Raw genomic sequence first — 21,081 nt, 5'->3', positions numbered from 1 at the left:
TTTCTTTTTTTGATTGATTTGTCTTTTTTCAATGTGAAGGCAATAATGTCCATGGCAGAGCCAGTTTGATCAAAGTATCAACAAGGTAATAAAGTAAAATTCCTAAAAAAAATATAACCAGCAAAACCGCAAACATGAGATCAATTTGCATTTGCGCGTTAGCATTTAACAATAAAAAACCTAACCCTTGATTCGATCCAACCCATTCTCCAATAATGGCTCCTAAGGGCGCCATAGCAGTTGCAAGCCGGATGCCGCAAGCAAGATTCGGTAATGCGGCGGGGATACGGATTTGATACAGAATTTGCCAGCGACTACTATTCATAATCTTAGCGATGTTTAAATAATTTTCCGGTGTTTGCTTTAAGCCATCGAGAAAATTATTAGTAACAGGAAAAAATAACATAAAAGTGGTGGTAATAATTTTAGCCGTTACACCATAACCAAACCAAAGTACTAGTAAGGGAGCAATGGCAAATACTGGCAAAGCTTGGCTGGCCAATAATAAAGGGAGTAAAAAGGTATGCAAGGTGCGAAATAAACACATACTGATTGCAATAGTGACACCTAATATAATTCCAAAAGATAAACCTAAGAGAATTTCGGCCAGTGTTGGTAACGTCTGTGATCCAATTAACGCGCCATGATTAATGAGACTTTGTAATACTTCAAATGGCGTGGGTAATATATAATTTGGAAGTTGTAAAAAGTGAATTAAACATTCCCAGATGATAATACACCCTATGGGAATGCTAATTTTATGAAAAAATAAGGGGCACACTTTTAAAAAAAACTGTTTATTAGAAGAGAATTTTGAAGTCCATGTGAACAAGAGAAAAGTGTGTAGTTGAGTCATTCGATTAATGAATCGGTGACGTAAAAAAATTGGAACCATTATTGTAATTCCTGTAGACGATACAAGAGTTTTGCTTGCCATTGTAATAATTCAGGCTTATTAAGCGATCGCGGTGGCGAATCATTAAATTTGCAATGTATATAATCTATTTTTGCTGGTTGTCCAGACATAATCGCAATATGATGTCCTAAACGCAATGCTTCTAATGGGTCATGCGTTACTAATAATACCGTACGATCTTTTAATGCTTGTGCGGTGAGTTCTTGTAGTTGATAACGAGTAATGGCATCTAAGGCAGAAAAAGGTTCATCCATTAATACAATAGGCCGATTTTCTAACAATACTCGTGCTAAAGCGACGCGTTGTTGCATTCCACCTGACAATTGTGCAGGGTATTTATTTGAAATGTCACCTAAGCCTAATTGCTTTAATAATTTACGGGCTTGGTCGTAAGGCTTGTTGCTACGTCGTAGGCGATGGCCTAAGACAACATTATTTAAAATGTTTAGCCAAGGTAATAAAGTATTAGTTTGTGACATGTAAGCTAATCGACCTAGCAAGCCTTTTTGATCGCAGGTGGTGATATGCGCCGATGGGGTGTTTAATCCGGCGATCAATTGTAGAAAACGACTTTTGCCAATACCACTGCTACCGAGTAGGCAAGTCGTTTGTCCTGCAGCCAAATGGAAATTTAATCGATTAAAAAGAACTTTATCTTGATAGCGCAAACTTGCGTTGCTTACCAACACAGCCGGTGATTTTAACATACACTTTTCCTACGCGGGCATTATCCCGATCAGGTATATAAGGGTATTTCTCAGCTCGTCTCCTAAAAGATTTGTTTTAGGAGACGAGCACCCCTAAGCGAAAGCGGGCATGGTAGCAAGCTCATTACCAAAATGAAAGCACTATCAAAATTTAAATTTTTAATTTCGTAAAGTGATGTCAGTTTAATTGATGGTTTTATCTGCTTGTGTGAATATTGAACAGGAGGTAAATACTTGAGTTATTTCAAAAATTGAAGTTTAATGGGATTCAAAATACTCAAGTTTAAAGCCTAATAAAATTATTAAGCGTTGCGTCACAACCTGGTTTACTGCGAGGAATAGTATGCGTAAAATATTTAAATTAGTGCTATTAACCAGCATTTTGTTAAGTGTATCTAGTTTGGCATGGGGAGCTAGCATTGTAAGAGATTTTAACCTTTCTAATTATAAAGGTAGATGGGTAGTCATTAGTTATTGGGCAACTTGGTGTGAGTATTGTATGGGCGAAATACCTGAATTAAACGCATTTTATCGAACACATGCGGATCAGGTGGCCATGTTTGGCTTTAATTATGATGATCCAGGTAATTTGCAGCAACATATACAACAAAGCGGTGTTATATTTCCTACCTTAGTGAATGATCCGAAAGCTAGTTTTGGAATACGAGGCATATCGGGTTTGCCTACCACATTTGTTATTGGGCCTGATGGTCGATTGAGACATGTATTAGAAGGGCCACAAACAAAACGCAGTTTAGAAAGAGCGGTTGGTTTGTAATTCTCGGTTGCTTACTCTATTTAGTGCCATAGTCTAGAATAGGTTGTAAGTTACGTTTAGAAAACAGGTTCATTGCTTGGATTATTATTCTGTTTTTCTTCAATAGAAGATTCTGTTTGCGTTTGAGGTTCAGTCGTATCGGTAGGAATCTCACCAGGGTTATCAATCGCATTGAATGAAGTTGACTCTTCGGGTGTCGATATTCTTGTTAAATTATCTTTACGAAAATATTCTAAGATAGAGCCCGGTGTTCCGTTAGGTAATAGATTGCCGGTAACGGGATCGATGCTTGCTATCACAATATCAGTTGGCTGTGGCATGGTTTTTTCAGCTTGGCCTTTTAATGCGACGCGCATGAAATCAATCCACATCGGTAAAGCTGCTTTCGCGCCATATTCTTGAACAGAACTTGGTTGGTCGAAACCTATCCAAACGGTGGCCACTAAATTACTGTTAAATCCTGTAAACCAAGTATCGACATAATCACTGGTTGTACCCGTTTTTCCAGCTAGATCACTCCGATTCAACACTCTAGCTTGCGAACCTGTTCCATACCGTATGACATCTTTTAAAGCAGAAGTCATGAGAAAAGCGATATCAGCAGGAATGACTTGTGGTGCATAAGGACTATTTTTTTCATCGGTTAATGGAGGCTCCATTTCTCCGCGTAGACAAGCTTCACATGCTATTTTAGGTTCTGCTTTATAAATGATTTGGCCTTGTTCATCGGTAATATGATCAATTAAATAAGGTGTTATCCGAAAGCCACTATTGGCAAATACAGCATATGCTCGAGCTAATTCCAGAGGAGTGACTTCGCCGGTTCCGAGTGCAAGGGAGAGATTACGAGGTAATTTTTTTGGATTAAAACCAAAACGTTTTACATAAGTTAATGCATAGGGGACATCGATAGCTTGTAATAACCGAACCGATATAAGATTGATAGATTTAGCTAAAGCGACGCGTAAACGCGTCGGGCCACTGAAAATATGATTGTCATTTTGTGGGCGCCAAGGTTCATCGCGACCAGGTATATCAAATACTAGCGGAGCATCATTAAAAACATTGGCTAAAGTATAGCCCTTAGCCAAAGCAGCGGCATAAATAAAAGGTTTAAATCCTGATCCAGGTTGTCGTTCTGCTTGAACGACGCGATTGAATTTACTTAAATTATAATCAAAGCCACCGACTAAGGCAGTAATTGCACCTGTCTGTGGGTTTAATGCGACTAAAGCCCCCTGTACTTTAGGGATTTGTGATAATTCCCAGGTATTATTGGCAGTTAATTGCACACGTATAACATCGCCGACATGAACTTTATTCTTCAAGACCTCAGGAGGAGGATTTAAATTAGTCACGTCAAGGTGAGGCATCGTCCATGCTACACCTTGCCAAGGGATAAAAATCATTTGATTATTGACTAAAAGAGCGGTGATAGCTTGATCAGTCACAGAAATAACAATAGCGGCTTGTAACCCATTGATGGAAGCAACCCGATGTAATGCATTTAAAGTATGGGTTACTTTATTTGCATCTAATGGAGCGATATTTTTTTTTGGTTTCCTATATTCATGCCGTTTGTCATAAGCTAATAAGCTAGTCCGTAATGCTTTATCAGCGGCAATTTGTTGAGCCGAATTGATCGTGGTGTAGACATTATAACCTTTTACATAAATATCTTGGCCAAAACTTTTGTACATCATGTCACGTACCATTTCAGCGACATAAGGTGCTTTAATCATTCCCCCTATATCGGTTTGTGCATGCGTCAACATAGGTGTTGCTATAGCTGCTTCATACGTCGTTTTAGAGATATAACCCAACTCATACATCCGCAATAAGACATGATCGCGACGTTGTTTTGCGGCAATTGGGTTGACTATTGGGTTAATGGCAGAAGGGGCTTTTGGCAAACCAGCAATAGTTGCCATTTCCGGTAATGTGAGTTGATTAAGTGTTTTATTAAAATAAACTTGTGCCGCAGCAGCGATACCATAAGCACGATTTCCAAGAAAAATCTTATTCAGATAAAGTTCTAAAATTTGTTCTTTAGTAAATTCACGTTCGATTTTTAACGAGAGTAAAATTTCAGTAAATTTTCTTAAAAAAGTTTTTTCTCGAGATAAGTAAAAATTACGTGCAACTTGCATTGTAATAGTACTTCCCCCTTGTACTTTGCTTCCTGTGAGTAATACTTCACTCGCGGCACGTAATAAACCATAAAAATCAACGCCATGATGTTCTAAAAAACGTTGATCTTCAGTTGCTAAAAAAGCTTTAACCATTAGATTAGGGACTTCATTCAATCTAACCAGATTTCGATGGAGTTCACCAAATTCAGCGATAGGTTGTCCATCGCTGGTGTAAATTCGCATTGGGATAGGAAGTTGTACCGATTTTAATTCCTCAACATCGGGTAATTGTTTGTCAATATAAATATAAAGCAGACTTCCCGCTACCATCAGCGTGATAAAAAGGCTTAATAGCATCAAAAAAAAATTACGGAAAAAATGATTCGATCGTTTCATAATGAAAGCAGTTGATTAGATGGGCTTTATCATATCGTATGTGGCATCCCTCTTTAAACAAGGGTTTTAATAAAAATAGTGGGTAATAAGGTCTTTGTACACTTTATTTCGATTAAAAGAAAGTAGCGTGGATTTTATATCATTGTATTTTTGAAAATAATAGCTTGCATTTATGTATTAAATAATTGACAATTTATTATTTAGATGCATAATAAAAAAGAACAATAAGTTTTGATAACCTATTAAAAAGTATAAGAAGTATGTATTTTTTCAAGGATAGATTTAAAAAAACTTACGACATTGATGCTACTATAGGCTTGGATATAGGCAGTAGCATGATTAAATGGGTAAGTTTAGGCTGTGATCAGGAGCTTCAGCATTATGCTATTCAAGCAATTTCTAAGTCAATTGGAACTCCTCAGACTAAAGACGTCACTCAAATTGCCAATAGCTTAAAGAGAACATTGCTAGAACGAGACTACATAAGAAATTGTATAGTCAATATCCCTGATATTCTCGTATGCAGTAAATGGGTGCATGTCGATCGTACGGATTGTCAGTTTATTGAAGAAACAATTGAGTTATTGCTGGAACAATTCATTCCCTGTCCGTTATATAAACTTTATTTTGATTATCAAATTTTTGAACCATCACTTGAAAGTTATGAAAAATGTAAAATTTTAATAGTAGCTTGTCGTAAAGAACATTTAGATTTTCGTTTAGATATTATTCATCAAGCAAATTTAGTTCCTATTGCTGTAGAAGTGAGTTCATCTGCCTTAGAGAGAGCTTATTGTTTTTTTTATCCTGATAAGATGAATGAAAATATTATCCTAATAGATATCGGGGCGAGTCAGGTAGCCTTGTTATTTTTGAATAGTTCTCAAACAACGGTTTATAGTGAAAATCTATTAAATGCTCTAGAGCAAGAGTCTACTTTATTGCAAATAAAGCGCTGTATAAAAAGATATGTTCTAGCTTATCCTTATCACAGTTTAAGAGAGCTTTTTCTTATTGGGTCTAATATATCCTTATTAAGCTACTTATTAAATAAATTAGATGGGTTTTTAGAATTAAAGATTCAAATATTAAAACATCAAAATCGAATTAAATATAGTTCTAGATTAAATAGAATAAATTTAGAACAGAAATTTTTAAATTTATTCTTAAGTTACGGTTTAGCTTTAAGATAAGGAAAATATATATGAATCAAATCAATTTGTTGCCTTGGCGTGAACAAGAAAATAAATTAAAAATAAGGCAATTTATTATTGTCTGGTTTGGGATTTCATGCTCATGTCTTATCTTATTATTCACCGTAAAAATTCTGATTATTCAGCAGATGAAACACTATCAATTAGCCTATGAAGATGTTTTATTAAAGATTAAAACACTATCACCCAAAGTGAGAGAAATAAAACAACTTCAATTTGCATCAAAAGAGCTGAATAAAATTATAAAAGTTGTTCAGATCAATCATCAGCAAGTTAAAAAAATTTTAGATTTTATAACACATCTTAAATATTTAATATCTCCCGATATCTTTGTTCGTTTAATAGAATTTCATCCGCCTTATGTGAATTTAGTAATGCATGCGGGTTCAAAAAAAGAATATTTAACATTGATTAAATTTTTAAAACTTAAATATGATCATGAATTGCGATGGTTGATTCTTAATAAATCTCAGGACTTGCAATTAGATTTTATGATTCAAATGATGTTTGATAAAAATTAAGATTCGGATAATCGATTTAGAATACGGTAAATGATGTATATAAAAAATGGCAAAAACTAATTTAAAAAGAATTGATTTATGGTCAATTCATTTCAAATCTATTGTAATCATAGCGACCATTTTTTTTATTTGTATATTAGGATATTTTCTTTATTTACGACCAAGCCTTGAAAAAAAGGAAAAAAGCTATTTAAATTTTAAAGCTTCTGAAAAGGAATTAAATAATCAATTAGAAATAACTTCAGAGTATTCTATTTGTCAAGAAAAAATTAAAAATATAAAAAAACAATTCGATATATATTACAAAGATTCTATAGATAAAACTATTTTAAATGTTCTAAATGGGAAACTTGCGACGCCATTTTTTAAAATTAATAAGATACATATTTTAACAATTAAAAATAAAAAAGATTTTTTAAATTATTTAAAAATAGAAAGTCATTTTTTTAGTGTTAATAATAATATTTTTAATTTTCTATATCTAATATCCAGATTAAAAAAATTAATAATAATAGAAAATTTCAAGTGGATATTTTTCAATGTGCTACAAAAAAATCAAAGACAAGAGATTATTTTTTCATTTAAAATCTATGCGCCTTATTTAAATAGCAAAAATTTAATTTTAGTACTATCAAAAATAAATAAACCAGATGCTAAGTTTACCTCTGAAAAAAATAACTTATCAAAATATTCTCTAAGTAAAATAAAAATGTTAGGTTTTTTGGCGGCATATAAAGATCGGAATTGGGGTTTGGTTGTATTGCCAAATAAACAAGTTTGCAAGCTTAAGTTAGGTGATTATTTAGGTTTGGAACGAGGAATTGTCATAGGAGCTTACGCTCATGAAATTTTAATTCAAGATAATAGTCTAAATAAAATAATAAAGTTGATTATGGACGACAGAAAGTTTCTCTATGCTAAAAATTCTGCGTAAGAAGATGGTATTAATCTATGTTTTAATGTTAGCTTTTAATTGTAAATTATTTGCTAATGAAAATATTTCAAATAAACAAGAAGATAATACTATTTCTTTAACTTTTCATAATATAAAAATTCGTTCAGCTTTACAGTATTTGTCTGAATTGCATAATAAGAATTTAGTTATTGATGATAAAATCAAAGGAAAATTTAGTATTTATTTGCATCATATTAATTGGGATCAAGCATTAGATACTATTTTGCAAACACAAGGTCTTTCAAAGCGATCGATTGCTAATGGCTGGTTTATTACCACGTCTGAACAATTACTAAAACAAGATAGAATTAATTCAGACATACAAAAGAAAAAAAAAGATTTATCCCCATTATTTTTTAAGATCGTTCAAATTCATTACAGAAAAGCATCCGATATTAGTAAATTATTAAAAGATAAAACCAATACTCTTTTATCAACGCACGGTAGTGTAAGTATAGATAATCCGACTAATAGCTTATGGATTAAAGATTCTGCTGAACAACTCAAGGAAATTGTCGCATCTATTAAAGAGTTAGATAAACCTATCGGCCAAATTTTGATAGAAGCACGAATTGTAAGCATTGACCAAAATAAAGAAAAAGAATTAGGAGCACAGTTTGGTTCAACACAAACGCATACAGTTAATAAACTTTTAAAATCCCAGCTTAGAAGTAAAGTAAGCAGTCATAATAATGGCTTACTACAATACTTAACTATGGATTTACCTATCACAGGTAGTCATTCTATTAATGGTGCAGCATTCTTAGGCTTGCGTTTAATGCACTTAGGCCAAAATACTTTCTTAGATCTCGAATTAGCTGCGTTAGAAAGTGAAGGGGCAGCTGAAGTTATTTCTACGCCGCATTTAATAACTGCTGATCAGCAAACCGCCTTTATAGAAGCCGGAGCTGAAATACCTTATCAAGAAAAAGCCTCGAGTGGTGGGACTAATGTTATATTTAAAAAAGCCGTACTATCCTTGAAAGTAACGCCTAGAATTATGCCCGATGAGTGTATGATATTGGACTTAAAGGTCAGTCAAGATCAACCCAGTAGTATTATGACGGTTGCTGCTCCGACAATAAAAGCACGAGGAATTAAAACACAAGTTATTGTCAAAAATGGTGAAACGATTGTATTAGGTGGAATCTATGAGTATTCTCAGAGTAAAATAGAACAACGGGTTCCTTTTTTAGGTACTTTACCCATGATAGGGCGCTTATTTCGTTTAACTAGGTTAAATAACAGGCGTAGTGAGCTTTTGATATTTTTAACTCCGACGCGCTTAAAATACTAAGGGTTGAGACCTTACTTATCAGTTTATTACCCACGGCAATGTGATTTTTGGTAAGTGCCTCGACGGCAGCTATTTGCTGTATACAATAACCATGAGGACTGCGAGTTGAGTAGCAACGTAGACAAAAATTCAAGTACGAAGAGTATATCCATTTTATTAACGAGCTAACTATGCAATTTACTCAATGGCAACTTCAGCTTCATAAATTAAATAGTGACCGAATTATCCATAGTTTAAAAACAGCTATCGCATTATTATTTGGTTTATTGGTTTCTTATTTATTTAAACTTCCACTTCAAGGAAGATGGGTCGTTATCACTATTTTAGTGGTTATGTGCGCGCAATCTCGTGTCGGGGCAATTTTACAAAAATCCTATATGCGTTTTCTAGGAAGTGTAATAGGTGCTAGTGTCGCTAGTTTGATGCTTTGGCTAGTTTATCCAAACGTGGTATTTACTATATTAATTCTATGTATCGCGACAGCGGTATTTAGTTATATAGCGGATAGTCCAAGTACTTGGAGTGAAGCGGGTCCTTTAGGAGCTGTGACATTAATTATTATCGTTATTTCACAAAATCCAAATTTTTATACAGTGGTAAGTCGTTTTTTAGAGATCAATTTAGGTATCGTTATCGCTTTGTTAGTATCACGTTTTATTTGGCCTTTGCATTCACGTACGAAATTACGATACATATTAATTGATACCTTGCAGAATCAAAAAAATCTCGCTCAACAATTAGAAGAATTTACGTTCTCTTATGATGATAAGAGTGAGAAACCTTATGAAGTTTTTGAGAATAAAATATTGAATAATATAGGCATTCAAAAAAAATTATTTCAAGAGGTGATGAGCGAATCATTTGGTCGATCTAATTTAAGCCAAGCCTTTAAAAATATTTTAGATGCTGAGAGAGAAATTTTACGTTGTATCACTTTAATGAGGAATGCATTAATGAATTTCTCAGATCAAAATATTTTGATCTTTAATCAGCATGCTGAAGTACAAAAAATTTATCAATTAATACAAGATTTGTTTCAAAAGAGCCTTGATATTCTCAAAAAAAAGGATGAAGAACAAGCAGTTGAAATAATAGAAGTTTTTTCGGATTGGAAAAAAGAAATAAAATTTCAACTCAAATCGCTAGAAATAAATCAATCCGATCAATTTGCTATTGATTTATTTATTTTTAGTGCCGAACAGTTATTAGTTCAGTTACGTACGCTGATTAGTTTAATAAAGAAAGTATAAAACTTATGAAAAATTCTCCACATTGTTTAATACGTGCTCTTTTAAAGCAACCTGTTGATCGCACGCCCATTTGGATTATGCGTCAGGCAGGCCGTTATTTACCTGAGTATCGTGCAACTCGTAGCAAGGCAGGTAATTTTTTAACTTTATGTAAAACGCCTGAGCTTGCTTGTGAAGTCACGTTACAGCCGCTACATCGATTTGATTTGGATGCAGCCATTATTTTTTCAGATATCTTGACCATTCCGGATGCGATGGGTTTGGGACTTTACTTTATTGAAGGAGAAGGTCCTAAGTTTCATAAACCTTTAAAAACTTTAACCGATATTAAGGCCTTACCAATCCCTGATCCGGGTAGCGATTTAAATTATGTAATGCAGGCTATTGCACTTGCTCGTAGTGAATTAAAAGATAAGGTCCCGTTAATTGGATTTGCAGGAAGTCCTTGGACACTTGCTTGCTACATGCTGGAAGGTGGGGGAAGTAAAGAATTCAGACAAATTAAAACACTCTTATATCAAGAACCCAAGGCATTACATCAATTGCTAAATACCTTAACTAAAGCAACTACCTTGTATCTAAATGCGCAAATTGAAGCAGGAGCGCAAGCCATTATGATTTTTGATACTTGGGGTGGATTATTAACTTCAGCGGCTTATCAACAATTCTCATTAGAGTATATGTCACAAATTGTGACTAATGTGAAAAGAGTGACTACACGCGAAAAAGTGCCTATTGTATTATTTACCAAAGGTGGAAATTTGTGGTTAGAAAAAATAGCTAAATCTGGTTGCGATGCGATAGGATTGGACTGGACGATCGATATAGGCTTGGCTCGACAAAGACTTAACAACAAAGTTGCTTTACAAGGGAATATGGATCCTGCAGTTTTATTTGCTAATCCTGAAAATATCCGCAATGAAGTGATGAGCATACTTCAATCCTATGGTTCAGGATCGGGTCATGTTTTTAATTTAGGTCATGGTATTTCACAATTTACTTCGCCAGAAAATGTAAAAATATTTGTTGATGCGGTGCACCAATTAAGCCCTGCTTTTTATTAGAAACTATATAATATAATTTTATTTTTTAAACGAAGGTACTGATTTAAAGGGGCTTGTGGTGCCATGATTAAAATTAGTTGCTGAAGTTTTATCTTCTTTAAAAAGTGTAGCGACATAAACTAATCTATCAAAGTTATTAACCTTTGGATATTTTGGCAAAGGTCTCATATAGCTTGTGTAAGCTAACCGATTCGGATGTTGAAAGTTTTTTTTAGATGTGTCTTGAGAATTTTTTTCCATATATTTTTTTATTATTTAAAAGCCATTTAGAAGGTTAAGAATAAATTAACTACACTAAACAAATTTTTTTCAATATTAAACTTAAATTTTCAATTTGTAAAAATATAAATAATAATTTTAAATTTTATTTATATTCTTAATATTTTATAAACTAGTAATTGATCTGAAAATCGGATTAATATAATATTATCTGTAGGAAAATTTATGACAAGGAGGATGTTTTTTCATAAAAAATGTAATCTTTTATTTACTTAATAAATAAATTCAGGCAATGGAGTATATTGAGCTATTTTTACTTTTAGCAAAAATATAAAATTATCCCTAATCAATAGAGGTTATTATGCAGGTATTAAGTCGTCACTTATATGAAGAACTTTGTGATGTAAACAAAGCTTACTTGAGAAGTCAAAATTTAATTATTGATGAAAATTGGTCTGATATAGAGCTGGGGGAAGATCAAAATCGAATTATTAACCAACTTATAAAAAATGAAAATGATATAGTAAAAGCTTACGATAAAAATTATCAAAAAGAAAAAGATAAAGTAAAAAATATTCTTTTATTTCTCGGAGCCGCTATCGCATTATTAAGCACAGGTTTTGTTTTAGTTCCACTTTTTATAGCCTCTACTGTAGTATTACCGATACTTCCAATTTTATTGTTTGGCTTTGCAATTGTAGGGATTACCGAATTGTTTTTAAATTTAAAAATTAATCATCTTAAAGCGAATGTAACTTATGCTAACAATACTTTGGATCAATTAAAAGAAGTTGATATCAATGTGAAGCAGGAAATAGTAAGTACGTTTAACCATAAAATCCAAGAAATAAAAGATGCCACAATGGTAGTGCATGATAAAATTGATAGATTAGAAGAAAAAAATACTCAAAATATCTCTCAGCTTTTGGCCAAATTAGGCACATTCTCAACAGCGGTAATTCCTATCCCGCATATAGATCCGGCTAATGAGTTTCATAGCAAGGAAGCTATGTCATCAAGTCCAACACATCAATAAAAATAAAGACCATTTTTGTAAAAACAAAGATGGTCTTTAGTTAAGAAATTTAATGCTTAATAATATTCATTTTAGCGGGTATCGACTTTTGTCGAGATAACAATAAAATACAATAACCTGCAATACCGGATAAAATTGAACCAGTAAAAACACCCAACCGAACTAAAGAGGTTAACTCACTCTCTCTGAAAGCTAATCCAGCAATAAATAAACTCATCGTAAAACCTACTCCACAAATTAAAGCGGTTCCGTAAATATGCCACCAGTTCACTTTATAAGGTAATTTTGCTAGCTTAGTTTTTACTGCTAACCAACTTGCACCAAAAATACCTACTTGTTTCCCAAAGAATAATCCGACAATAATCCCTAAGGGTAGTGGGTGGAGAAAAGTTGCTAAGTGTATATTCGAAAACGATAGGCCGGCATTGGCAAAAGCAAAAAGCGGTAAAATTCCGTAAGCAATCCATGGATGTAATTGATGGATTAAATGATGTAGCAAAGAATTAAAATTTTTATTGTCACTGTTTAATGGAATTGTGAAGCCAAATAATACGCCCGCTATAGTGGCATGGATACCTGAGTTGAGTATGAGTAACCATAAGCTTATACCTAATAAGCAATAAGGAAGAAATCGTTGAATTTTATAATAGTTTAATAAAATTAAGCCTAGAAAAGTCAGTAGCGCTAAAAATAAATAAAGCCAGCCTATTTGTTGCGTATAAAAAGTCGCAATAACGATAATTGCACCTAGATCATCAATGATAGCTAATGCCATTAAGAAAATTTTTAAAGCAACTGGAATCTGTTTGCCAAGCAGTGATAACACACCTAAGGAAAAGGCAATATCTGTTGCCATAGGGATTGCCCAGCCCGATATAAGTTGTGGATATCCATGATTGATAACTAAATAACATAGAGCGGGAACTAACATTCCTCCTATTGCCGCTAAGGCGGGTAATAAGGCTTTAGTGAGTGTGTTAAGCTCCCCTTGAACTAATTCGCGTTTAATTTCTAGACTGACTAAGAAAAAGAAAATAGTCATCAAACCGTCATTAATAAAATGTAAAAAAGAAAAATGGATACTAGGTTCTACATTTACATTGAAATTTAAGAAAGTTTGGTAATAAGTTTGCCAGCTAGAATTAGCGAGAATGAGAGCGAGTAGGGTGGCAATTCCTAAAGCAATACCGCCGGATGCTTCTAGTTGAATAAATTTATGTAGAAACTTGATACGCATTTAATTCGTTTCCCTATTTTTATTTGGCCATTTACACTGGCCGGACAGTGTACTAATGCGAGTTAAACGATGCTCATGTGCTAATAATTCGTCACTACTGGCGTAAATGATGGGCAATGTTACCTTGCCTATTATTTTTTTATGTAGGATAGTTTGACTATCTGCTGAGGTTTTTTCATCACTAAACAAATGAGTTTGACCTCCCGTCATAGCGAGATAAACTCGAGCTAACAATTCAGCATCCAATAATGCACCATGTTTATCTCGCTTCGAATTATCAATATCATAACGTTTACACAGAGCATCTAAGCTATTACGTTGCCCAGGATGTAATTGACGTGCTAATGGAAGTGTATCTAAAACTTGGCAATAGTCAGTAATTTTTTTATACTTTTTTTTAGTTAAGTTAAATTCATTATCCAAAAAGCTTAGGTCAAAGGGAGCATTGTGGATAATGAGTTGTGAATCCTTAATAAATCTTAACAATTCATCCGCAATAGTTTTAAATACAGGTTTATCCATAAGAAATTCAGTGCTCAAACCATGAACAGCGAATGCCCCGGGTTCACTATCGCGACCTGGATTAAGGAAACAATGGAAGTGTCGTTTCGTGAGACGACGATCGATCAATTCCAAGCAGCCTATTTCGATGATACGATGCCCATCATTAACCGCTCTGCCAGTAGTTTCAGTATCTAAAATAATTTGGCGCATAATTGCAGGATTAAATTCCTATTATGGTAATGTTACGTGTTGCTAGAAAAAATGGCTAGTAGTAAAATTTTAATCATTAAGCCTAACCTCTCACGACTAATTAAAGACAATTTCGATCTTAAAAATCTAGATAAACTATGAGTTCGTAATATGCCAAAAATATTAGATGTCGTTTTAGCTTCTTTGTGAAGATAGTAATTCCCAAGATCGTTTATTTAACCAGGGGGTAGTTTTTAGCTCATCGAATAGCGTCAATTTCTGGAAAATGAATTTAATTGGTTTTGTAATTTAGTATGAGTCGCAGTAAAATCAGCTAAACGTTGACGTTCTTGAGCAATAATTTCTGACGGTGCCTTTTTCACAAAAGCGGTATTAGCCAGTTTGGACTCAGCGCGTTCAATTTCCTTTTCTATTTTTAGAATTTCTTTTTTCAAGCGTTGTATTTCAGCTTCGGTATTGATTAATCCTTGCATAGGGATAAGTAGTTCTAAGTTGCCTACTACGCCCATGGCATGAGTCGTATTTTTTTCTTTTTCAACTATCCAATTTATTTCATTTATTTTAGCTAGATTCATAATATCATTTAGAAAAATATGACTATTTTCACGATCTGTTTTATTTCCTTTATAAAGTAGTAAGGGAATTTTTTTACCCGGAGCTATATTCATTTCACTGCGCAGAGTACGGATCGTATGCACAATAGTTTTTAGCCAAGTTAAGTCTTGTTCTGCATGATCATTTTTTTTAGTTTTATCAAATTGAGGGTAGGTTTGTATCATCAAACTACGCCCTGTTTTTCCGGCCAAAGGTGCGATGGTTTGCCAAATTTCTTCGGTAATAAAGGGCATTATAGGATGTAGCAAGCGTAAACAAATTTCTAATATGAAAATTAAACAGCTCAAGGTTTCTTGGGATGCAGGGGAGCTTGTGTTGGTTAAAATAGGCTTAGCGAGTTCAACATACCAATCACAATACTCATTCCAAATAAACTCATAAATGGTTTGCGCCATCAAATCAAATCGATAATCTTCAAAATGCTTATGCATATTAGCAATGGTGTTTTGCAATAATGAATAAAAAGCACGGTTAATAGGTAGTGTTAAATTTTCTAAAGAATTTAACCTTTTTTGTTTTGTGTTATGCATTAAAACAAAGCGCGATGCATTCCAAAGTTTATTACAAAAATTTCGATAACCTTCGGTTCGATTTAAATCAAAACGTATGTCACGGGTTGGTGAAGCTAAGGCACAATAAGTGAATCGTAAAGCATCGGTCCCTAATGCAGGAATACCTTGTGGAAATTGTTGTCGAGTAGCATGTTCAATTTTTTGGGCCATTTGTGCCCGCAGTAAACCTTGAGTACGTTTTGCCACTAAGTCATCTAGGTTAATGCCTAATATTACATCGAGAGGATCTAAGACATTGCCTTTTGATTTCGACATTTTTTGACCTTCATGATCACGTATCAAGCCAGTTACATACACTTCTTTAAAGGGAACCTTACCTGTAAAATGCAGTCCCAGCATTACCATGCGCGCTACCCAAAAAAAGATAATGTCAAATCCGGTGACTAAAACATTAGTTGGATAAAAAATTTTTAATTCTTTAGTCGATTGTGGCCAACCTAACGTGACAAAAGGCCAGAGTGCGGATGAAAACCAAGTATCTAGTACATCTTCATCTTGTTTAAGTGTCACTTTAGGATCGAGGGAATATTGCTCGCGAATGCTTTTTTCATTTTTACCCACATAAAATTGGCCTTGTTCATCATACCAGGCAGGAATTCGATGTCCCCACCAAAGCTGACGGCTAATGCACCAATCTTCAATATTCTCTAGCCATTGTAAACAAACCTTGCGCCAGGTTTCCGGAATAAAATCAAGCTTTCCTTGATTAATAGCTAAGAGTGCGGGTTTTGCTAAGGGTTGCATCGACATAAACCATTGATCGGTAAGATAAGGTTCTATCACAGCTCCTGAGCGATCCCCACGCGGAGTTTTTACCAGATAAGTCTCTGTTTTTTCTAATAATTCTAGTTGTTCTAAATCTTGGATGATTTTTTTTCTTGCAGCAAAGCGTTCTAAACCACGAAAGTTTTCTGGAACCTGTTCATTAAGATGGGCATTAGGCGTAAAAATATTAATATTAGTTAAATGATGTCTTTGTGCGGTTGCATAGTCATTAAAATCATGTGCGGGAGTGATTTTTACACAACCACTCCCAAATGTGGGTTCTACGGATATGTCGGCAATTACTGGAATAACACGTTCAGTTAATGGAAGTTTTATCTGTTTCCCAATATAGGATTGATAGCGTGGATCATCAGGATGTACCGCTACAGCGACATCACCAAATAAAGTTTCGGGTCGGGTCGTAGCAACTAGTAAAAAATCATCGCTATTAAGCAATGGATAGCGAATAGTCCATAAGTAGCCTGGTTCTTCTTGATTGATAACTTCTAGATCGGAAACTGCAGTTAAAAGCTCTGGGTCCCAATTAACTAAACGTTTACCGCGATAAATTAAATTTTTCGCATATAAGTCAATAAATACTTTTTCTACTGCTGCTGAGAAATCAGTATCGCGTGTAAATCGCTCTCGAGTCCAGTCTATGGAGGCGCCCATATAACGTAATTGTTCTGTTATCATGCCGCCGGATTTCTTTTTCCATTCCCATATGGCGTCTACAAATATTTCGCGTCCCATGTCATGTCGAGATTTTCCTTGAGCTAACAATTGACGTTCTACTACCATTTGCGTGGCTATGCCTGCATGATCAGTGCCGCCTTGCCATAAAACGTTTTTTCCACACATGCGTTGATATCGAATTAAAGCATCCATCAGAGTGACTTGAAAACCATGGCCCATATGCAGGCTTCCTGTGACATTCGGTGGTGGAAGTACGATGCAATAGGGTTTACCTTGACCACTAGGTTGGAAATAGGAATTCATTTCCCATTGTTTTCGCCAATGAGCTTCTATCTTTTTAGAGTCATAATTTTTATTTATCATGATGTGCTTATATTGTGCGTGGTTAACAGACAGTTCTGGGCTTTATAAAATTTATATTTCTGACGCGATTGATTTTTATTTTCTTTCTCTGCGGATACCACTTCAATAATACGCGAGAATTCTGGAAAATAAGTTGGAACTTTATCGCTGAGGTTTAATAAAATCTCAGCACCTAGGACGCTGGGCTTGTTAATAGCAATATTAACAGATAGCAGTGGATCAATGACTGAATTAATGCCTAAATAATTATGAGGAATGAAACTAATATCTCGAAAGGTCCATAGCAATTCATCTATGCGCTGTCCTTCCTCATGCGAGCTTACCTGTATAAAAATTTTTTTTTGAAGAAGATAGGCTTTATCGATTAAGCGGCAGGTAAAACGATGTAGATCCTCTTGAGAGAGCGTACTTAATAAATAAAAATCAACGGTAGGATTTGGCATAAGTTTTATAACGTAATGCTAAGATGGATAATCTTCAGAATGACTATTTTCTGTTAGAGTTTGTTTAGAGGGTATAGGCGGCTTTTCTGTTGCAGCTAACATTCCTGGGTCACGTGCTTTTTCAGCAAGTTCATTAAAAGGATGTATTTTTGCATATTGGATGACCTGATGAGCATAAGGTAATCCATTTTGACGATTTTTGGTTTTATATAATGAAAGTACACAGGATTGAATATCCGTGTTTGGATTATTAGCCGCAATAGATTGGCATTGTAAGCGCAATTTTTCTAAAATTTGTGTGGCAATAACCAGATTTTTACAAGGTCTAAATAAATCGGAGGTATGAGCACCGATTCCTGGTAGCCATCGACTGGAAATTTGCATCAAGCCAATTTCCAAGTTTTTCCCTAAGGCGCTTTGCGTACGCGTATATTGGACGGCGGCAGGTATCGTTTTGAAAATCTTAGTATGGCCTTCAACAGTAACAACGAGAGGATTATTTTGGGTTCCGGTTTGTATCATGGCATAGGGAATAGAGTTGTCAGCATACAGACTGCAAGCTAAAACGAGTGTTACTAAATCCATGATGAGGCCCTAATCAACGTAATAAATTATTTTCTTAACAAGAAATATACCTAGGCTTACCTTCGCTTGGCAAGGGATTTCAGCCAAAAAATACCAGATTGTTCTATTGATTAGAGTAAAAATAGACAAGCTATGCTTATATTAATTTAATCGAGGTTAGTTTTTTATTAGCCAGGAGGCCAAAGTAACACGCGACCACCTAGCAGGTGTAAATGTAAATGAAAAACCTCTTGCCCTCCATCCTTATTACAATTAAAAACAGCGCGATATCCAGATTGCGTAATCTGAGCTTTTTTAGCTAAATGACGTGCGACTTGCAGCATATTTCCTGCCAGCAGTGTATCATCCTCTGTCAGATCATTAAGCGTTGCGATATGCTTTTTGGGTACAATTAATTGATGAATAGGCGCACGTGGATGCCTATCATTAAAGGCAATGATAGTTTCGTCTTGATAAACGATATCAGCAGGAAGTTCTTTTTTAATGATTTTGCAGAAAATACAATCCATAATAAGCCTTAATTAACTGGACTAGCCTAAGTCGAATAGTTTGTTTATTATACGCTTCGCACTTGAATTTTTGTCTGTGTTGTTGCTGATCTCCCTCTTTGCGACACTGACCAAAAACCAATTACTATAAATTTATTATGCTTTAAAAGTAAAGTTTTAGGAAATATAAAATTATGAATGCGCTTGTAAAATTAGGTCCAGGTAAAAAAGTCCCTGATGAAATCAATGTAGTGATAGAAATCCCTAGCCATAGTGATCCGATTAAATATGAGGTTGATAAAGAAACAGGTGCGCTACGTGTGGATCGTTTTTTAGGGACAGCCATGTACTATCCTTGTAATTACGGTTATGTTCCTTCTACTTTATCAGAAGATGGTGATCCCGTTGATGTATTAGTAGTAGCGCCTTTCCCCTTGTTAATTGGTTGTGTGATTTGTTGTCGACCGATTGGCATGTTAAAAATGGAAGATGAATCAGGTATCGATGCTAAAATTTTAGCTGTGCCTATCGATAAATTATCTTCGTTGTATCACCAAATAAAAACTTGGCAAGATTTACCGGAACAACTTACACAGAGTATCCAACATTTCTTTGAGCATTATAAAGATCTGGAACCTGGAAAATGGGTCAAAGTGACCGGTTGGGTAGGGCCTGAGCAAGCAAGGATTGAAGTTAAGGCGAGTATGGATCGTTATAAACGCTAATTTTAGTGATAATTTTTTAAAAAATAAAATCGAAATTTTCAATCTGTGAGTTCCGCATTAGCAACAACTAATTAATTTTTTCAGAAAAATGCCTCTTGAAAATGCTTGCGCTAAAATGAGACACTTTAATTTGTAGATTGACAAATTAAAGTGCAGGCTCATGGATTTGACATTGAATGAAATAGGATATTGGTTAGCGCTTTATACTGTTCCGCGCTGTGGTTTAAGCACAGTTTCGATGCTCTTAAAAAAGTTTTATAACCCCAAACAAATTTTGTTAGCTTCGTACGAGGAATTGCTTCATGCAGGTGTCAGTCCAATACTTGCTAGTAACTTACAAAAACCAGATTGGAAAAGTGTAGAATTTAGCTTACGTTGGGTAGAAAACCCTCAACAGCATATTTTACATTGGGGTGATTTACATTATCCAGTATTATTGCGTGAAATTTCTTCTCCACCGTTGGTTTTATTTATAATGGGTGAGCTGTCTTTTTTTCAGCAGCAAACTTTGGCCATAGTCGGTGCACGTAACCCCACACACACAGGTTTAGAGATTGCCTATCAGCTGGCTAACGAACTAACTGACCAAGGATTTGTTATTATCAGTGGTTTGGCAAGAGGTATTGATGGTGCAGCACATCAAGGAGCGTTAAGCAAAGGAATAACAATGGCTGTATTAGGGAGTGGGCTTGAATGTATTTACCCGGTTTGTCATAAAGCTTTAGCGATGAATATAGTGGAAAAAGGAGGAACGTTGATTTCTGAATTTTTTCCATACGCATCGCCTAAGGCAGAATATTTTCCTAGGCGAAATAGGATCATTAGTGGCATGAGCCTAGGCGTTATCGTGGTAGAAGCAACGTTACGGAGTGGGTCATTAATTACTGCACGTTACGCATTGGAGCAAGGTCGAGAGGTGTTTGCTGTTCCAGGTTCTATTCGCAATCCCTTAAGTCAAGGCTGTCATGCATTATTAAAAGAAGGGGCTACACTGGTTGAGAGCGGTATGGATATTATACAAGAGTTCTCATTTCTACCTGAACAGATGAATTGTCGGACTAATGAAGGAATATTGACTAAGCCCTCTAAAGCAGAAGATTTTATATCAAAAAAGAAGGATAAAGCGATTCTTGATGCTAATCCGAAGACTGATCTAGGCTTGGTTTTCAATCATGAGATCCCGCAAATCAAACCTATTCTCGAAAAAAAGGATTTATCTGGACTTGATTCGCAGGATATAAAGCTTGTAGAGTGCCTTGAATTTGAAACGACAAGTATCGATATTTTGATAACGAGAACGGGCTTAACTATCGATAAATTGCTTGTTCGTTTATCAACACTGCAACTACAAGGGTATATTGACGTGGTTCCTGGGGGCTACGTGAGGAAATAA

19 protein-coding genes and 1 riboswitch are annotated in these 21,081 nt (G+C 34.8%); of the genes, 10 read left to right on the top strand and 9 right to left on the bottom strand.

All coding sequences use genetic code 11. The annotated features are described in order from the left end of the window. Window positions 1–28: 28 nt before the first annotated feature. Together A1D18_RS04900 and A1D18_RS04895 are read right to left on the bottom strand one after the other, a co-directional pair. Window positions 29–895 carry an ABC transporter permease gene (locus tag A1D18_RS04900; RefSeq protein WP_245756783.1) on the bottom strand — a complete coding sequence of 289 codons (867 nt, stop codon included), beginning with the start codon at window positions 893–895 and terminating at the stop codon, window positions 29–31. Then, on the bottom strand, window positions 895–1,623 hold the full coding sequence (locus A1D18_RS04895; protein WP_071662690.1) for an ABC transporter ATP-binding protein: 729 nt from the start codon (window positions 1,621–1,623) through the stop codon (window positions 895–897). The genes A1D18_RS04900 and A1D18_RS04895 overlap by 1 nt, the downstream gene beginning before the upstream one ends. Beyond that, window positions 1,613–1,728: riboswitch (TPP riboswitch) on the bottom strand. (Overlaps the previous gene by 11 nt.) 238 nt (window positions 1,729–1,966) lie before the next feature. On the opposite strand from A1D18_RS04895, the gene A1D18_RS04890 reads away from it, so the two are divergent. After that, the gene (locus A1D18_RS04890) at window positions 1,967–2,401 is read left to right on the top strand and encodes a TlpA family protein disulfide reductase (protein ID WP_071662689.1); all 435 of its coding nucleotides are present in this window, start codon (window positions 1,967–1,969) and stop codon (window positions 2,399–2,401) included. Between the two features lie 56 nt (window positions 2,402–2,457). On the opposite strand, the gene A1D18_RS04885 is transcribed toward A1D18_RS04890, so the two are convergent. After that, window positions 2,458–4,929: a penicillin-binding protein 1A gene (locus A1D18_RS04885; RefSeq protein ID WP_071662688.1), complete on the bottom strand. Its 2,472-nt coding sequence runs from the start codon at window positions 4,927–4,929 to the stop codon at window positions 2,458–2,460. 260 nt (window positions 4,930–5,189) lie between these two features. On the opposite strand from A1D18_RS04885, the gene pilM reads away from it, so the two are divergent. The 7 genes from pilM to A1D18_RS04845 all read left to right on the top strand — a co-directional run bounded on the left by pilM (window position 5,190) and on the right by A1D18_RS04845 (window position 12,485). Then, window positions 5,190–6,122 carry a type IV pilus biogenesis protein PilM gene (pilM, locus tag A1D18_RS04880; RefSeq protein WP_071662687.1) on the top strand — a complete coding sequence of 311 codons (933 nt, stop codon included), beginning with the start codon at window positions 5,190–5,192 and terminating at the stop codon, window positions 6,120–6,122. Between the two features lie 11 nt (window positions 6,123–6,133). After that, window positions 6,134–6,664 carry a PilN domain-containing protein gene (locus A1D18_RS04875; RefSeq protein WP_071662686.1) on the top strand — a complete coding sequence of 177 codons (531 nt, stop codon included), beginning with the start codon at window positions 6,134–6,136 and terminating at the stop codon, window positions 6,662–6,664. Between the two features lie 46 nt (window positions 6,665–6,710). Beyond that, window positions 6,711–7,598: a pilus assembly protein PilP gene (locus A1D18_RS04870; protein WP_071662685.1), complete on the top strand. Its 888-nt coding sequence runs from the start codon at window positions 6,711–6,713 to the stop codon at window positions 7,596–7,598. Further along, entirely contained in the window at window positions 7,579–8,916 is a 1,338-nt protein-coding gene (locus A1D18_RS04865; RefSeq protein ID WP_071662684.1) for a type IV pilus secretin PilQ, read from the top strand. The genes A1D18_RS04870 and A1D18_RS04865 overlap by 20 nt, the downstream gene beginning before the upstream one ends. 170 nt (window positions 8,917–9,086) lie before the next feature. Further along, window positions 9,087–10,166: an FUSC family protein gene (locus tag A1D18_RS04860; protein WP_071662683.1), complete on the top strand. Its 1,080-nt coding sequence runs from the start codon at window positions 9,087–9,089 to the stop codon at window positions 10,164–10,166. A gap of 5 nt (window positions 10,167–10,171) precedes the next feature. Next, window positions 10,172–11,230 carry a uroporphyrinogen decarboxylase gene (gene hemE, locus A1D18_RS04855; protein ID WP_071662682.1) on the top strand — a complete coding sequence of 353 codons (1,059 nt, stop codon included), beginning with the start codon at window positions 10,172–10,174 and terminating at the stop codon, window positions 11,228–11,230. A 580-nt stretch (window positions 11,231–11,810) separates the two neighbouring features. Beyond that, complete coding sequence (locus A1D18_RS04845; RefSeq protein ID WP_071662680.1) at window positions 11,811–12,485, top strand: hypothetical protein; 675 nt, start codon at window positions 11,811–11,813, stop codon at window positions 12,483–12,485. Window positions 12,486–12,534: 49 nt separating this feature from the next. On the opposite strand, the gene nhaA is transcribed toward A1D18_RS04845, so the two are convergent. From nhaA to A1D18_RS04815, 6 genes are all read right to left on the bottom strand, one after another. Further along, window positions 12,535–13,722 (bottom strand): Na+/H+ antiporter NhaA, encoded by a 1,188-nt coding sequence (gene nhaA / locus A1D18_RS04840; protein WP_071662679.1) that lies wholly within the window; start codon window positions 13,720–13,722, stop codon window positions 12,535–12,537. Beyond that, window positions 13,723–14,436: a DNA polymerase III subunit epsilon gene (dnaQ, locus tag A1D18_RS04835; RefSeq protein ID WP_071662678.1), complete on the bottom strand. Its 714-nt coding sequence runs from the start codon at window positions 14,434–14,436 to the stop codon at window positions 13,723–13,725. A gap of 251 nt (window positions 14,437–14,687) precedes the next feature. Continuing rightward, window positions 14,688–17,444, bottom strand: a complete 2,757-nt coding sequence (locus tag A1D18_RS04830) for a valine--tRNA ligase (protein WP_084028783.1) — start codon at window positions 17,442–17,444, stop codon at window positions 14,688–14,690. After that, window positions 17,444–17,890, bottom strand: a complete 447-nt coding sequence (locus A1D18_RS04825) for a DNA polymerase III subunit chi (protein ID WP_071662676.1) — start codon at window positions 17,888–17,890, stop codon at window positions 17,444–17,446. Before A1D18_RS04825 ends, A1D18_RS04830 begins: the two co-directional genes overlap by 1 nt. 18 nt (window positions 17,891–17,908) lie before the next feature. Continuing rightward, complete coding sequence (locus A1D18_RS04820) at window positions 17,909–18,475, bottom strand: transglycosylase SLT domain-containing protein (RefSeq protein ID WP_071662675.1); 567 nt, start codon at window positions 18,473–18,475, stop codon at window positions 17,909–17,911. A gap of 167 nt (window positions 18,476–18,642) precedes the next feature. After that, window positions 18,643–18,984: a histidine triad nucleotide-binding protein gene (locus tag A1D18_RS04815; protein WP_071662674.1), complete on the bottom strand. Its 342-nt coding sequence runs from the start codon at window positions 18,982–18,984 to the stop codon at window positions 18,643–18,645. A 173-nt stretch (window positions 18,985–19,157) separates the two neighbouring features. Here A1D18_RS04815 and ppa point away from each other — a divergent pair, with 173 nt between their 5' ends. Continuing rightward, entirely contained in the window at window positions 19,158–19,688 is a 531-nt protein-coding gene (gene ppa, locus A1D18_RS04810) for an inorganic diphosphatase (RefSeq protein WP_071662673.1), read from the top strand. A 160-nt stretch (window positions 19,689–19,848) separates the two neighbouring features. Then, window positions 19,849–21,081 (top strand): DNA-processing protein DprA, encoded by a 1,233-nt coding sequence (gene dprA / locus A1D18_RS04805; RefSeq protein WP_071662672.1) that lies wholly within the window; start codon window positions 19,849–19,851, stop codon window positions 21,079–21,081.

Origin of the sequence: Candidatus Rickettsiella isopodorum, assembly GCF_001881495.1 — a bacterium.
Classification (GTDB): Bacteria; Pseudomonadota; Gammaproteobacteria; order Diplorickettsiales; family Diplorickettsiaceae; genus Aquirickettsiella; species Aquirickettsiella isopodorum.
This window is presented reverse-complemented; position numbering and strand designations above follow the sequence as displayed.